This window comes from Nesterenkonia sphaerica, assembly GCF_005771565.1.
In the GTDB taxonomy this organism is placed as follows: Bacteria; Actinomycetota; Actinomycetes; order Actinomycetales; family Micrococcaceae; genus Nesterenkonia; species Nesterenkonia sphaerica.
This window is the reverse complement of sequence record NZ_VAWA01000004.1, coordinates 100,068-114,783: the sequence shown is the minus strand read 5'-3', so window position 1 is coordinate 114,783 and position 14,716 is coordinate 100,068. Positions and strand designations below refer to the sequence as shown.

Below are 14,716 nucleotides of genomic sequence, written 5' to 3'. Positions count from 1 at the left end.
TGGGGGCCGACGTTGCCGCCATCGGCCCCCACTCACTCTAGTACTGTCTGGACTGCGGAGGCTCTCAGCGGGCGGCAGTGCCTTCGGTGTAGTCGTCGTCGTTGGGGATCCAAGAGAACAGCTTGCGCAGTTCCCGGCCGGTGGGCTCGATGGGGTGGCTCTGGTTCCTGGCCCGCAGCTCCTGGAACTCCTTTGCACCGTTGCGCTGATCCGTCATGAACCGGTCAGCAAAGGCCCCGGACTGAATGTCGGCCAGCACAGCCTTCATATTTTCTTTCACCTCGGGCGAGATGACTCGGGGCCCGGAGACGTAGTCGCCGAACTCCGCGGTGTCGGAGATGGACCAGCGCTGCTTGGTCAGTCCGCCTTCCACCATGAGGTCAACAATGAGCTTCAGCTCGTGCAGGACCTCGAAGTAGGCGATCTCCGGCTTGTAGCCAGCCTCAGTCAGGACCTCGAAGCCGTACTGCACCAGCTGGGAGGCTCCGCCGCAGAGCACTGCCTGCTCACCGAAGAGGTCTGTCTCAGTTTCCTCGGTGAAGGTGGTCTCAATGACGCCGGCGCGGGTCCCGCCGATGCCCTTGGCGTAGGCCAGGGCGAGTTCCTTGGCCTGACCCGAGGGGTTCTGCTCCACGGCGATCAGTGCGGGCACACCGCGGCCAGCTTCGTACTCGCGACGGACCACATGGCCGGGGCCCTTCGGAGCGACCATGGCGACGTCGACATCAGCCGGGGGCTGAATGTAGCCGAAACGGATGTTGAACCCGTGGGAGAAGAACAGGGCGTTGCCCGCCTGGAGGTTCGGGGCGATGTCCGCGTTGTAGACCTCTGCCTGGTGCTGATCGGGCACCAGCATCATGACAATGTCACCGGCCTTGGCAGCCTCAGCCACAGTGGCCACCTTCAGGCCCTGCTCCTCGGCCTTCGCCCGGGAGGAGGAGCCCTCCTTGAGGCCGACGACGACGTCGACGCCGGAATCGCGCAGGGAGAGTGCGTGGGCGTGGCCTTGGGAGCCGTAGCCGATGATGGCCACGGTCTTACCGCTGAGCAGGCCCAGGTCGGCGTCGTCGTCATAGTAAAGGTCAGTCACAGGTATTCTCCTCGGGTTGTGGGATGAGGTCTTGATTACTTGAAAGATTTTTCGGCGGAGATCTTCTCGGTCATCGATTTGGAGCCCCGGCTGATGGCTAAGGATCCGGACCTGACGATCTCCCGCACACCGAAGGGTTCCAACACTGACAGCAGCGCATCGAGCTTATCGGCAGCCCCGGTGGCCTCCACGGTGAGTGAGTCGGTGGAGACATCGACGATCTTGGCCCTGAACAGCTCCACCGCCTGGGTGACCTGCAGACGGGCTGCGGCGTCGGCCTTGACCTTGATCACCAGGTGTTCACGCTGCACGGAGTTGCCGGGCTCCAGCTCGATGATCTTGATGACGTTGATCAGTTTGTTCAGCTGCTTGGTGATCTGCTCCAGGAGCCGCGCATCGGCGTCAACCACCACGGTGATCCGGCTCAGACCCGCAATCTCGGAAGGCCCGACGGCCAAGGAGTGGATGTTGAACGCGCGGCGGGCGAAGAGTCCGGCCACTTTGGCCAGAACTCCGGGGACGTCCTCGACAAGAACGGAGAGAGTCCGGCGGGCGACGCCGTCTGCTGGGGTAGGTGCCATGGCTTACTCCTCTTCGTCCCACTCGGGGGTCATATTGCGCGCCACTTGGATATCGCTGTTGGAGACCCCGGCCGGGACCATGGGCCACACCATGGAATCACGCGAGACCACGAAGTCGATGACCACTGGGCGGTCGTTGATCTCCAAGGCCTGGGCGATCACAGAGTCGATGTCCTCCTCACGCTCGCAGCGCAGCCCCACGCAGCCGTAGGCTTCGGCGAGCTTCACGAAGTCGGGGATACGCACGACCTCCTCGCCGGAGGGGTTCAGCGCAGTGTTGAGGTCCGTGTTCGAATAGCGGGACTCGTAGAACAGGGTCTGCCACTGCCGCACCATGCCCAGCGAGGAATTGTTGATGACGGCGACCTTGATGGGGATGTTATTGATGGCGCAGGTGGCCAGCTCCTGATTGGTCATCTGGAAGCAGCCGTCGCCATCGATGGCCCAGACGGTCCGATCCGGGTTGCCGACCTGTGCGCCCATCGCCGCCGGCACCGAGTAACCCATGGTGCCCAGCCCGCCGGAGTTCAGCCACTGCCGGGGACGTTCGTAGCCGACAAACTGTGCGGCCCACATCTGGTGCTGCCCGACGCCAGCGACGTAGACCGCTTCCGGACCGGATGCTTTGCTCAGCTGCTGGATGACCTGCTGGGGGGCGATCGCCCCGTCCTCGGGGGTGGTCCAGCCCAACGGGTAGGTCTCCACCAGGCGGTTCAGCCGCTGCCACCAGGGCTCGAGGTCCGGCCGCTGGTGTTTGGCGAAGGTTTCTGCCACCGCGTTGTTCAGCTCAGGAATGATCTCCTTCAGGGAGCCGACAATCGGCACATCCGCATGCCGGTTCTTGGAGATCTCTGCGGGGTCGATGTCCGCGTGGATGACTTTGGCCTCGGGGGCAAAGGTGTCCAGCTGGCCGGTGACCCGGTCGTCGAAGCGGGCTCCGAGGGTGATGAGCAGGTCGGACTGCTGCAGCGCAGCCACCGCGGAGACTTTCCCGTGCATACCGGGCATCCCGACGTTCTGGGGGTGGCTGTCCGGGAATGCCCCGCGCGCCATGAGCGTGGTGACCACTGGTGCGCCGACGGTTTCGGCGAGGGCGGCGAATTCGGTGCAGGCGTCTGCCTTGATGACCCCGCCGCCGAGGTAGAAGACGGGCCGCTGGCTGGCGGCGATGAGTTTGGCGGCCTCCCGCACCTGCCGGGCATGCCCGCGGGTGACCGGCTTGTACCCGGTGAGTCCGAGCTTGGGCGGCCACGCGAAGGTGGTCTGGGCGGTCTGCGCTGACTTGGTGATGTCCACCAGAACCGGCCCAGGGCGGCCGGAGGACGCAATGTGGAAGGCCTCGGCCATCACCCGGGGGATCTCATCGGCGTCGGTGACCAGGTAGGTGTGCTTGGTGATGGGGGTGGCGATGCCGACGATGTCCGCTTCCTGGAACGCGTCAGTGCCGATGACTGAGGCGTTGACCTGCCCGGTGATGGCGACCATAGGCACGGAGTCCATGTGGGCGTCTGCCAGTGGGGTGACCAAGTTCGTGGCGCCAGGCCCGGAGGTGGCGAAGCAGACGCCGACTTCTCCGGTCGCCATGGCGTAACCCTGGGCCGCATGGCCGGCGCCCTGTTCATGCCGGACCAGGATGTGGTTGAGCTTCTCGGAATCCATCAGCGGGTCGTAGGTGGGCAGGATGGCCCCGCCGGGGATGCCGAAGACGTCTGTGACCCCGAGCTCTTCGAGGCTGCGGATGATCGCTTGGCTTCCGGTCACCTGCTCAGGCGCGGCGCTGCCTCCGGGCCCGTAGAGCCGGTGGTCGGCTGTTGTGGTTGTCAACATGGTCACTGTCCAATCCCTATCTGCCCCGACACAGACGAAACCCCGGCGATGCGGAGTCCCTGTGCGGGGCCCTCGTGCCGGGGTGATCGATCGGTTCGCGTCAGTGCTGAGTCAGCAGACCGTTCATGCCCCGGCGGGGGCAATGACGGGTACTACTACTAGTTCTAGCATCTGGCGCATGGTCCTATACTTTCGTCCAGCGTGAGCTGCGTCAATACCCTCTGTGCCCGTCTCATTATACGGACATGGGGTGGGCGCGCTGAGCGAGCCGGCCCAGTGCGCTCATCAGGGACTGCTCACCGGTCCCGTCCCGGACCGGCTCGCCCTCGGCGACGCGTTGGGCAATCCGGTGCCCCAAGGCAGCAGTGTCGGCGCCCATCTCCGGACCGGCCAGCGCAGGCAACTCTGCGACCACTGATGCCACGGCCGCCTCGAGACTCAACGCGGCCTCCCGCTGTCCGAGTCCCGCCAGGCACAGGGCCGCCGAGAGCGCCGCGGCGGCCGGATTGGCCCATCCTTTGCCAGCAATGTCAGGCGCGGAACCGTGGACCGGTTCGTACATGCTGGGGGCCGTGCCGCGGGGGTTGAAGTTAGCACTGGCGGCCAGTCCCAGTCCGCCCTGCACGGTAGCACCCAGGTCGCTGATGATGTCGCCAAAGAGGTTGTCAGTGACGATGACGTCGAATCGCCCAGGATCCAGGGGCAAGTGCTGGCACATGGCATCGGCGTGGACATAATCATGCTCCACCTCCGGGTAGCTCTCAGCGATCCGGTTGACGGTCTGCTGCCACAGCTGTCCGGCATGGACAAGAATGTTGGTCTTGTGACACAGGGTCACCCGGCGGCGTCGTTGCTGGGCGAGCTGAAATGCGAACTCCACCGCCTCGGCGGTGGCCCCAGCGGTGGTGATGGAGTTCTGCACAGCCACCGCACGGTCTGACCCGGCATGGGAGAGGGACCCTCCTCCGGTATACAGCCCTTCGGTGTTCTCCCGGACCACCACCAGATCGCAGTTCTGAGAGGTCACGCCGCGCACCGGGCTCTCGACACCGGGATAGAGGCGCACCGGACGGATGTTGACCGACTGGTTGAATGCTGTCCGCAGGGCGACCACGAGCCCTCGTTCGAGAATTCCCGGGGCCACCCGGGGGTCCCCGACCGCCCCCAGCAGGACGGCATCGTGCTTCTCAAGCGCGACCGTGGTGGGGCGGTCCATCACCTCGCCGGTGCGCAGGTAGTGTTCAGCGCCGAGGTCGAAGCTCGTGGTGCGGACCGTGAAGCCATAGCGCTCTGCCGCGGCCTGGACCCCCGCCAGAGCAGCCTGAGTCACGTCGGGTCCGATGCCATCACCACCGATGACAGCCAAGGAGTATGTGTTCATCTGCTGCGGCCCTCCACAATGTCGCTGGTCCGGCCCGAAATAGGACTTGACCAATTTATGAGATCTGCATCACACTGTAGCTGTCCCTGTACTGGTCTGACCAGCTGACGAGGCCCGTCATTCCGCGATAAGGAGCCGCAGCGCATGAGCACCCACGCAGAATTCAGCATGCCGCCTATCCCCGACGGGCTTCCGATCGGCGGCGGATGGCTTTCTGGGCTGGCTGCCGCACCGGTGACCTTCCCCTTTGACGGGTCACCGATTGGTCACGCCCCGGTCGGCCGGCCCGAGGATGCGCGCACCGCCCTGGCTGCCGGTGCAGCGGTGGTGCCAGCTGTGGGGCGGCTGAGCTCGGGGACGCGCCGAGCGATCCTGTTGCAGGTGCATGCGGCACTGCGCGAACGCACCGACGAATTCACTGAACTGCTGATCGCGGAGACCGGGAAAGTGCGCGCTGACTGTGCGCTGGAGGTGGCTCGCACCCTCTTCACCTGGTCGGCCGCAGCTGAGGAGGTGGGGCACATCCACGGGGAAACGGTTCCGCTGGATATGCAGGAGGCCGGCGCCGGGATGCTGGGCTTCTGGACGCGGAAGCCGGTCGGGCTCGTGGTCGGGATCGCTGGGTACAACGCGCCGCTGCTGCTGGCCAGTCACAAGATTGCTCCGGCAATTGCCGCCGGCTGCCCGGTGATCTGTAAGCCCGCTCCAGCAACCCCGCTGACCACACTCTGGTTGGCCGCCCTGGTCCGCGAAGCGGCGGCTGCTCACCACGCACCGGAACAGATGATCCAGGTGGTGACCGGCGACGCTGAGGTGGGCCGTGTGCTGGTCACCGACGCCCGCACCGCTGCGGTGTCCTTCACCGGCTCGGATGCCGTGGGGCACCAGATCGCCCGTGACGCCGCGCCGCGTAAGACCCTGCTTGAGCTGGGTTCCAATGCGGCGCTGATCGTCGACACCGAGGCTGACCTGCCCAAGGCAGCTGAGGCCGTGGTGCGTGGCGGGTTCTACTTCAACGGCCAGGCGTGCATCGCAGTGCAACGGGTGATTGTCTGTCAGGCGGTGCGCGAGGAGTTTCTCAGTGAGCTGCTGCCGCGTGTGAGGGCACTGCGCACTGGCGACCCCCGCGATGCCGAGACCCAGGTGGCGCCGCTGATCAACGAAGCAGCCACAGCCCGGGTGCTGGACTGGATCGAACAAGCCCAGCAAGCCGGCGCGGAGCTGGTTTACGGAGGCACCGTGCAGGACCGCAGCGTGACGCCCGCAGTGCTGCTCGACGTGCCGGAGGAAGCACAGGCGTGGTGCGAAGAGATCTTCGCGCCGGTGATCGCTGTGCGCTCGGTACCCGATGTGCACACCGCACTGGAGACAGCGAACCGCTCGCGCTACGGGCTGCACGCAAGCATCTTCACCCGCACTCTGGCCACAGCTTTCCGGGCCATTGAGGAACTGGAGGTCGGCGGCGTCGTGGTCAATGAGGTGCCGGGCTTCCGCTCCGACATCATGCCCTATGGCGGCGTGAAGGACTCCGGCCTGGGGCGCGAGGGCCCCCGGTTCGCCATCGAAGAACTCACCGTGACCCGCATGGCCATCATCCGGCCGGAATGAGATTGGGACAGCACATGGACGATCAGACCACTTACCAAGACCTCTTCCGGCTCGAGGGCCGACGGGCGCTGGTCATTGGAGCAGGCGGGATCGGCAGCGCTGCTGCCCGGGCGCTGGCCGCTCACGGCGCGGACGTCACCTGCGCGGACTGGGACCTCGCGGCGGCCGAAGAGACTGCCGCAGCAGTGCACGGGAGTGCCGTGATGTTGAACATCACCGACGCCGAAGCCGTCCGCACCGCTGCCGAGCGGATGCCCGAGATGGACATCGTGGTGCTCACCGCCGCGACCAATGTCCGCAAACGCATTCTCGAATACCTGCCAGAGGACTTCGATCGCGTGGTCAACCTCAACCTGAAAGGGACGTTCTCGGTGATCAAGTTCTTCGGGGAGACGATGGTCCGCCGCGGCACCGGCAGCCTGATCATCTTCTCTTCCATCCGGGACCAGGTGGTGGAGCCGGGACAGTCGGTGTACGCAGCGACCAAAGCCGGTGCCGTGCAGCTGGTCAAGACTGCCGCTGCCGAGTTCGGGGAGAGCGGAGTCAGAGTCAACGCCATCTCCCCCGGCATTGTCGAGACTGCCCTGACCGAGCAGATCAAGTCCCAGCCGGAGTGGTACCAGGCATATGCCACGAAGAACGCGCTGGGGCGGTGGTCGGTCCCGGCTGAGTTGGCCGGAGCGGTGGTTTATCTGGCCTCGGACGCCGCCAGTTACATCACCGGTACCACCCTGCGGGTGGACGGCGGCTGGACCTCGGTGGACGGCCGGTTCACTCCTCCGACGTCCAGCTCACAGGGGGGATAGATGGATTCTGCATCCGCACCCTCGCTGGCCGATCTGGACACCGCGCAACTGCGCGCAGGCTACGCCTCAGGTGAGGTGGACCCGGTCGAAGTCGTCACTGCGTGCTTGCACAGGATCGATGAGTATGAACCGGCGCTGCGCGCGATGTCGGAGCGTTTCGACGACCACGCGCTGGCCGCCGCCGAGGCCTCCCGTCGCCGCTGGGAACGGGGCCGGCCGCTGAGCATTCTGGACGGGGTGCCCTTCACCCTGAAGGAGAATCAGCAGGTGGCCGGGGAGCCGACGATCCTCGGCTCAGCCGCGTCCGAACGCGTCGCCGCTGAAAAGAACGCCCCGGTGACTCAGCGCGCACTTCAAGCAGGCGGCTGCTTGCTCGGACGCACGACCATGTCGGAGTTGGGGATGCTCTCCTCCGGCATCGCCTCGGCGCACCCCATCACCCGGAACCCGTGGAATCTGCAGTGGAGTCCCGGGGGCTCCTCCGGCGGGGCGGGCGCGGCCTCTGCCGCCGGTTACGCCCCGCTGAACCTCGGCTCCGACATTGGCGGTTCCATCCGCCTGCCCGCCTCGTGGTGCGCAGTGGCGGGGTTCAAACCCACCTACGGCAGGATCAGTGTGGATCCGCCCTATCCGGGGCGCACCATCGGCCCCATGGGACGCAGCGTCATCGACCTCGCGCGAGCGATGAGCGTGCTGACTGGGCCGGACCCTGCCGACCCGTGGTCGCTGCCTACCGACGGAACCGATTGGCTGGATCTGCAGTTGGACCCCTCGGACCTGCGCATCGGCGTGGTCCTCGACGTCGGTGACGGCGCCCCCGTTCACCCAGAGGTCGCCGCGGTGATTCGCCAGGCCACGGAGGTCTTCGCCGCTGCCGGTGCCACCGTCACCGAGCTGCCCCCGTATCTGGCCCCCGGCACAGTGCAGCTGATCGACCGATTCTGGCGGGCCAGCCACTGGAGGAAGTTCCGTCAGATGAGCCCGGAGCAGCAGAGCCGCGTGCTGCCTTTCATCGCGCAGTGGTGCCGCGGGGCAGCGGACATCACTGCCGAAGAGGCCCTTGCCGCCCACGATGCTCAGATCGACCTCGGACGCAGAGTGCTCCATGCTGCCGAGCCCTTCGATCTTGTGCTCTCCCCCGCCGCTCCCGGGCCCGCGTTCCCGGCCGAATGGCCGATGCCCTCCAATGATGTGGAGTCTGCGATGTCGCACATCCAATTCTGTGTCGGGTACAACTTCTCCGGGATGCCCGCCGTCAGCGTCAACGCAGGCTTCACCAGCGCGGGGAGCCCGGTGGGCGTGCAGATCGCCGCTCACCGGCACGCTGACCGCACGGCCCTCGCCGCAGCCGCTTTCTTCGAATCCGCACGCTCGCCCGAGGCGTTCCGGCCCTGGCCGCGCCTGACCATGGCAGATCACCGCCCAACCGCACTATGAGGAGGACACCACCATGCAGAGACTGATCCGAGCAGGAACACCGCTGACGGCCGTGCTGGCCGTCGGCGCCCTGACGTTGAGCGCCTGTGGGGCAGGCGGGGACGACGCCGGCACCACGGACCAAGACGGGACCGAGGCCACCGGCACCGGTGAGGCCCCGGACGCCAACGTCAGCATCGGAATGTTCGCCGTCCCCGCCAACCTGGACTTTACGACCACCGGTGGTGCAGCCGTCTTCGAGGCTCTGCTGTACAACGTCTACGAAGGTTTGGTCCGGCTCGATGAGGATGGCGAAATTCAGCCGCTATTGGCTGAATCCTGGGACATCAGCGACGACGGTCAGGAATACACCTTTCATCTTCAGGAGGGTGTCACCTTCCACGATGGCACCGCTTTCGACGCCGAGATCGTCAAGTTTTCACTCGAACGGCTTGACCAGTGGTCGGCGAACACCCCGGAAGCCCTGGACGCCATCGAGTCGGTGGAGGTGGTGGATGACTACGAGGTCACCGTCGCACTGTCCGAGCCGGACTATAACGCGCTCTTCTGGCTGGCGGGGCCGCTGGGGGCCATGTTCTCCCCCGACAGTGTGGAGGACTTGGCCACCGAGGCCAATGGCACCGGGCCCTTCGAATTTGTCAGCTATGAAAATGCGGTACGGATGGAGTTTGCCCGCAATGAGGACTATTGGGCTGAACCGGCGGGAGTAGCCGGCGTCGAGCTTGTCTACTATGAGGACGCATCAGCTGCGGCCAACGCGATCCGCACCGGCGGCGTCGACGCCGTCCTGCGCTCTGAGGCCTTCGATCAGTTCGAAAGCTTCGAGGCCGATGAGGATATTGAGGTGCGCGTCGGCACCAGCCAGGGGGTGGTGGTGATGTCCATGAACCCCGATCATGAGGCGCTTGCCCAGGATGAGGTGCGCGAAGCTATCCACCACGCGATCGACAAGGAAGCTGTCCTCGCAGCCGCAACCGCCGGCTACGGCGAGATCCTGGGCGGACCCAGCGTCCCCACCGACCCGTATTACTCGGATTTCACCGGCACATACGCCTACGATCCAGAGACTGCGCAGGAGCTACTCGAGGAAGCAGAGGTCGAGGCGCTGACGTTCAATGTGCCCAACCGAGCATACGCCGAAGCCTCCGCTCAGGTCATCCAGGACAACCTCAGAGAAGTCGGCATCGACGTGACCCTGGAGACTCAAGAGTTTCCAGCCGTCTGGGTGGAGGAGAACATGGTCAATCAGGACTTCGACCTGACGATCATCAACCACGTCGAACCCCGCAATATGAATAATTACGCCTTCCCCGACTACTACTGGGGCTACGATTCGGACGCGGCCCGGGAACTGTTCGACGAGGCTGCCGCAGCCACCGACGACGAAGAATATGCCTCCAGGATGCAGGAGCTCACTGAGCTGATCGTGGAAGACACTCCCGGCGTATGGCTGTATAACCCGCCGAACGTCGGGCTGGCCACGGAGGGCGTCTCCGGCCTGCCGCTGAACGACCTTGGGGTGGGTATTGACCTGTCCAATGTGACCGTTTCCGAATAATTCTGCTGCGCTGGGGAGAATCGTGCTGCTGAACGTGCTGCGCCGGGTGGGCGTCTTCGCCGTGACGGTCTTCGTGGCCTCATTGGTGGTCTTCTTCCTGCTCGGAGTCCTGCCGGGCGACCCGGCACGGGCTCAGCTGGGACTCCAGGCGAGTGAAGAGCAGGTGCAGGCTCTGCGCGAGCAGCTCGGCGTGGACCGTCCACTTCCGGTGAGGTACCTGGAGTGGATCATGGGGTTCTTCACCGGGGACATGGGAGTTTCCTACGCCACCAGGTCCCCGGTGGCACCTCAGGTTCTCGACGCTCTCCAAGTGACACTGCTGCTGGTGCTCGGCGGCATCGGTGTGGCCATTCTCATCGCTCTGCCGCTGGGGATCCTGGCCGCGGTGCGGCACCAACGCCCCGACGGCACCATCTTCTCCGGGCTGAGCCAGCTCGGCATTTCGATACCGAATTTCCTTGCCGGACTGCTGCTAATCGCGATCTTCTCAGTCGCGCTGGGGTGGCTGCCCTCTGGGGGGTGGCAGCCTCCGATCGCCGGGGTGGACTTCCTCCGCCACATCGCTCTGCCCGCCCTGGCGCTTGGGCTCGTCAACGGAGCCATCCTGGCTCGCTACACCCGCGCTGCCGTGCTCGAGGTCATGCGTGAGGACTTTATGCGCACCGCCCGAGCCAAGGGGCTGAAGCCCGCCTCGGCGCTGGTCCGACACGGCTTGCGAAATGCGCTGGTGCCGGTGCTGACAGTGACCAGCATCGAGTTCGCCAACCTCATCATCGGCGCGGTCGTCATCGAGACCGTCTTCGTGGTGCCTGGACTGGGTTCGACCCTGATTCGCGCCGTGGCCAACCGGGACCTGATCATGATTCAGTCCATCGTGATGTGCGTGGTGGTGCTGGTCCTGCTGGTGAACCTGCTGGTCGACCTACTGCGCCCGGTGATTGACCCCCGACTCAGGATGCCCTCATGACGACCCTTCCACCACGTCTTCCCCTCACCTCAGGCGCACCGGGTTCCGTCCGGCGCCCTCCTCGTCGGCGCGGCGGTACGCCGCTGGTGGTCGCCGGGGGCACCCTGGTGGCGGGGGTGGTGCTGATGGCCCTGGTGTCCCTGGTGTGGACCCCGCAGGATCCCACCGCAACGGACGCGGTCAACCGGCTGGCGGCCCCCAGTGCCCAGCACTGGCTGGGCACAGACGGCTTGGGGCGCGATATCGCCTCCATGGTTCTTGCCGGTTCACGCGTGCCACTGCTGGTGGGGCTGGGAACTGTCGCGGTGGGATTCACCATCGGATTGCCGATCGGAATTGTCGCAGCCATGACTGACCGCGGAGCCGGGATGTGGCTGATGCGCGGCAATGACATTCTGCAGGCTTTCCCGGCACTGCTGCTGGCCATTGTATTGGCTGCCGTCTTCGGACCCAGCACGCTGACCGCCGTCATCGCCCTGGGGTTGGGACTGGCCCCCGGAGTCGCGCGAGTCGTGCGGTCCGGGACGTTGCAGGTGCTCAGCCGGGAGTACTCCCTGGCCGCGCGCGCTGCCGGACGCGGGCCCGTCTACCTGGCGGTGCGTCATGTGCTGCCGAACATTCGCGGAATCCTGATCGTGCAAGCCAGTGTGGGGTTCGCCATCGCCATCCTCGCCGAGGCGGCGCTGAGCTTCCTGGGCTTGGGCACTCCTCCACCGACAGCCTCCTGGGGCCGGATGCTGCAGGACGGCCAGTCTGTGCTGCAGATCGCCCCGCTGACTGTCCTGTGGCCCGGGGCTGCGGTGGCAGTGGCGGTCCTGGGCTTCAACCTGCTCGGCGATGGGCTCCGGGATCGGTTCGACCCCCGAATGGAGGTCACCCGGTGAGACCCGAGTCCTCCCAGACCCTGCTCAGCGTGGAAAATCTCAATGTCAGCGCCGGCAGTGAAGAACTGGTTCACGGCATCAGCTTTGACATTCGGCGCGGCGAGCGCGTGGGACTGATCGGCGAATCCGGCTCCGGCAAGTCGCTGACCTGCCTGTCGATCATCGGTCTGCTCGGCGGTGGCCTCAGCGCCGAAGGCCGCATCAGGCTTGCCGGCGCTGCGCCGGCCCAGGCTCCCCTGGACGGCGAACCGCAGGCCCTGGACCTGCTGACCGCCAACGAGAACGAGCTCTCGGGAATCCGTGGCAACCGCCTGTCCATGGTCTTCCAAGAGCCGATGACGGCGCTGAACCCACTGATGAAAGTCGGCGATCAGCTCGCGGAGGTCATCCGAATCCATCGGCCCCAGGCGTCGGATCTGCGGGCCGAGGTGATCCAGCTGCTGACCTCGGTACAGATCCCTGAACCGGGTCCCACCTCCCGGGTCTACCCCCACCAGCTCTCCGGCGGGCAGCGGCAGCGAGTGATGCTGGCGATGGCCATGGCGAACGGACCGGAGCTGCTGCTGGCCGATGAGCCCACCACCGCACTCGATGTCACCGTGCAGAAGCGGGTGCTGGAGCTGATGAGCCAGCAGGTCAACAACGCTGGTTCATCATTGCTGTTCGTCACCCACGATCTCGGCGTCGTCTCCGAGGTGTGCGACCGGGTCATCATCATGCGTCACGGCCGGATTGTGGAGAGTGGTTCCATCGACCGTGTCTTCACCGACCCAGAGGACCCCTACACGCGGGCGCTGATCGCCGCCTCCGGCTTGGAGACTCACCCCCACACTGGCCGGCTGCTGACCCTGGAGTCCGCTCCTGAGGCAGTGCAGACCAGACCCCAGGCTGCGGGAGCTCATCCGACAGGCGCCCGCAGCCCCGCCGCGGAACCGCCGCAGGCGGAACACCTCACACTTTCTGCTGACGAGTCAGGCACCGTGTTCAACAGGGTCAGTGAGCCTGCCATCCGGGTCCGTGACCTGACCCGCAGGTACGGAAAGCAACGGCTTTTCGGTGCCGGCCGCACTGTCACCGCCCTGCGGGGGGTCTCCTTCGATGTCGCACGCGGTCAACGGTTTGGAATCGTCGGTGAGTCCGGGTGCGGGAAGTCGACGCTGCTGCGTCTGCTCGCTGCCCTTGACCAACCCACCTCCGGGGAGATTGAGGTGACAGGTGCATCGGTGGTGGGGCGTCCGGAGCGGAAGCTGCGGTGGCTGCGCGAGACCGTGCAGCTGGTGTTCCAGGACCCGATGGGATCACTGGATCCGAGGATGAGTGTGACCGACATCATCGCTGAGCCCATACACCGTGCCAGTCGCCAAGAGCGCCAGGGGCGGGTGCAACAGCTGCTGGAGCAGGTGGGGCTGCCGCGCAGCGCCGCTGGGAAGTACCCCCATGAGTTCTCCGGCGGTCAGCGCCAGCGGATCGCCATCGCCCGGGCGCTGGCCACCAAGCCCGAGGTTCTGATTGCGGACGAGGCCGTCTCCGCACTGGATGTCTCAGTGCGGGCCCAGGTGCTGAACCTCCTTGATGACCTCGTCGAGGAGTACCAGCTGACGCTGGTCTTCGTCTCCCACGACCTCAACGTCGTGCGGCACAGCTGCGATGTGGTCGCTGTAATGAACGCAGGCCGCATAGTCGAGTGTGGACCCGCTGACCAGGTGATGGAGTCACCTCGGCATCCCTATACCGCTGAGCTGGTCGCTGCGATCCCCCGCGTCCGGGAAGGAGCCCGCTGAATGAGATTCGAACCTGTCAAGAAGGTCAACTCCTACGAGATCATCGTGGACCAGATTGAGGAGGGCATCCGGGAGGGCCGGCTCCATCCCGGTGACCGTCTGCCCGGGGAGCGGAAGCTGATGGAGACCTTCTCCGTCTCCCGGCCCACGGTGCGGGAGGCAATGCGAGTGCTCCACGCCACCGGTGTGGTCAGCAGCCGCGCCGGGGACCCCCGCGGTGCCGAAATCCTACCCTTCACCCCGCAGGCGCTGGAACGGCCATTGGCGCGCATGACTCACCAGCATGGCACCACCCGGGCAGAACTTCTCCAGTTCCGGCTGCTGCTGGAGGGACAAGCCTCGCTGCTTGCCGCAGCCGCGGATCCCGGGGAGGCGAAGCAGCGGATCTCTGCCTGCGCGGCCGCGCTGGACGATCTGGCCCACCGGGCCGGCGCAGCCGGGGCGGGGGCCGCCACCGATCTGGCCACAGAGTTCGGCGAGCTCCTCTCGGGGTTCCATTCCTCCATCCGCGCCGCCTCCGGCAACCAGCTGCTTCAGGTCACCGGTCAGGCGGTCGATGAGGCGCTGACCACCGTGGCACGTCAGCGATTGGGCGAGGAGGAGGATGTTCCCGCCCTGCGGGCCCGGCTTCGGCGCTCCGCAGAGGATGCCGCCATACTGACCCAGCGCATCCGGGACGGGGACACCGGCGGGGCACGGCGGACCGCTACGGAGAACATCTACAGGTTCTACAAGGACCGGCTCAGCGACCTCGAGCTGAAGGCGCTCTCCCCGCTGGTCGGCTGACTCCCCCGCC

12 protein-coding genes are annotated in these 14,716 nt (G+C 65.9%); 8 read left to right on the top strand and 4 right to left on the bottom strand.

Annotated features, from left to right (window positions below; all coding sequences use genetic code 11):
• Window positions 1–64 precede the first annotated feature (64 nt).
• The 4 genes from ilvC to FEF27_RS04605 all read right to left on the bottom strand — a co-directional run bounded on the left by ilvC (window position 65) and on the right by FEF27_RS04605 (window position 4,879).
• Entirely contained in the window at window positions 65–1,090 is a 1,026-nt protein-coding gene (gene ilvC / locus FEF27_RS04620; RefSeq protein ID WP_138169685.1) for a ketol-acid reductoisomerase, read from the bottom strand.
• 35 nt (window positions 1,091–1,125) lie between these two features.
• Window positions 1,126–1,671, bottom strand: a complete 546-nt coding sequence (ilvN, locus tag FEF27_RS04615) for an acetolactate synthase small subunit (protein WP_138169684.1) — start codon at window positions 1,669–1,671, stop codon at window positions 1,126–1,128.
• Between the two features lie 3 nt (window positions 1,672–1,674).
• Entirely contained in the window at window positions 1,675–3,498 is a 1,824-nt protein-coding gene (locus FEF27_RS04610) for an acetolactate synthase large subunit (protein WP_138169683.1), read from the bottom strand.
• A 235-nt stretch (window positions 3,499–3,733) separates the two neighbouring features.
• Window positions 3,734–4,879, bottom strand: a complete 1,146-nt coding sequence (locus FEF27_RS04605; RefSeq protein WP_138169682.1) for a 3-isopropylmalate dehydrogenase — start codon at window positions 4,877–4,879, stop codon at window positions 3,734–3,736.
• 144 nt (window positions 4,880–5,023) lie between these two features.
• On the opposite strand from FEF27_RS04605, the gene FEF27_RS04600 reads away from it, so the two are divergent.
• Genes FEF27_RS04600 through FEF27_RS04565 form a run of 8 tightly spaced genes read left to right on the top strand, consistent with a single transcriptional unit; the run spans window position 5,024 to window position 14,706 of the window.
• Window positions 5,024–6,487 carry an aldehyde dehydrogenase family protein gene (locus tag FEF27_RS04600; protein WP_138169681.1) on the top strand — a complete coding sequence of 488 codons (1,464 nt, stop codon included), beginning with the start codon at window positions 5,024–5,026 and terminating at the stop codon, window positions 6,485–6,487.
• 14 nt (window positions 6,488–6,501) lie between these two features.
• The gene (locus tag FEF27_RS04595) at window positions 6,502–7,293 is read left to right on the top strand and encodes an SDR family NAD(P)-dependent oxidoreductase (RefSeq protein ID WP_138169680.1); all 792 of its coding nucleotides are present in this window, start codon (window positions 6,502–6,504) and stop codon (window positions 7,291–7,293) included.
• Entirely contained in the window at window positions 7,294–8,730 is a 1,437-nt protein-coding gene (locus FEF27_RS04590) for an amidase (protein WP_138169679.1), read from the top strand.
• 13 nt (window positions 8,731–8,743) lie between these two features.
• The gene (locus FEF27_RS04585; RefSeq protein WP_138169678.1) at window positions 8,744–10,288 is read left to right on the top strand and encodes an ABC transporter substrate-binding protein; all 1,545 of its coding nucleotides are present in this window, start codon (window positions 8,744–8,746) and stop codon (window positions 10,286–10,288) included.
• Between the two features lie 22 nt (window positions 10,289–10,310).
• A complete protein-coding gene (locus tag FEF27_RS04580; protein WP_138169677.1) occupies window positions 10,311–11,255 on the top strand; it encodes an ABC transporter permease in 945 nt (314 codons plus the stop codon).
• Window positions 11,252–12,139, top strand: a complete 888-nt coding sequence (locus FEF27_RS04575) for an ABC transporter permease (protein WP_138169676.1) — start codon at window positions 11,252–11,254, stop codon at window positions 12,137–12,139. The genes FEF27_RS04580 and FEF27_RS04575 overlap by 4 nt, the downstream gene beginning before the upstream one ends.
• The gene (locus FEF27_RS04570; protein ID WP_138169675.1) at window positions 12,136–13,920 is read left to right on the top strand and encodes a dipeptide ABC transporter ATP-binding protein; all 1,785 of its coding nucleotides are present in this window, start codon (window positions 12,136–12,138) and stop codon (window positions 13,918–13,920) included. The genes FEF27_RS04575 and FEF27_RS04570 overlap by 4 nt, the downstream gene beginning before the upstream one ends.
• The gene (locus FEF27_RS04565) at window positions 13,921–14,706 is read left to right on the top strand and encodes a FadR/GntR family transcriptional regulator (protein WP_138169674.1); all 786 of its coding nucleotides are present in this window, start codon (window positions 13,921–13,923) and stop codon (window positions 14,704–14,706) included.
• Window positions 14,707–14,716: the final 10 nt, after the last annotated feature.

Bases quoted from the DNA above. Each gene is read 5' to 3' on its own strand.
- ilvN (WP_138169684.1), bottom strand. From the start codon at position 1,671: ATGGCACCTACCCCAGCAGACGGCGTCGCCCGCCGGACTCTCTCCGTT.
- FEF27_RS04610 (WP_138169683.1), bottom strand. From the start codon at position 3,498: ATGTTGACAACCACAACAGCCGACCACCGGCTCTACGGGCCCGGAGGC.
- FEF27_RS04605 (WP_138169682.1), bottom strand. From the start codon at position 4,879: ATGAACACATACTCCTTGGCTGTCATCGGTGGTGATGGCATCGGACCC.
- FEF27_RS04600 (WP_138169681.1), top strand. From the start codon at position 5,024: ATGAGCACCCACGCAGAATTCAGCATGCCGCCTATCCCCGACGGGCTT.
- FEF27_RS04595 (WP_138169680.1), top strand. From the start codon at position 6,502: ATGGACGATCAGACCACTTACCAAGACCTCTTCCGGCTCGAGGGCCGA.
- FEF27_RS04590 (WP_138169679.1), top strand. From the start codon at position 7,294: ATGGATTCTGCATCCGCACCCTCGCTGGCCGATCTGGACACCGCGCAA.
- FEF27_RS04585 (WP_138169678.1), top strand. From the start codon at position 8,744: ATGCAGAGACTGATCCGAGCAGGAACACCGCTGACGGCCGTGCTGGCC.
- FEF27_RS04575 (WP_138169676.1), top strand. From the start codon at position 11,252: ATGACGACCCTTCCACCACGTCTTCCCCTCACCTCAGGCGCACCGGGT.
- FEF27_RS04565 (WP_138169674.1), top strand. From the start codon at position 13,921: ATGAGATTCGAACCTGTCAAGAAGGTCAACTCCTACGAGATCATCGTG.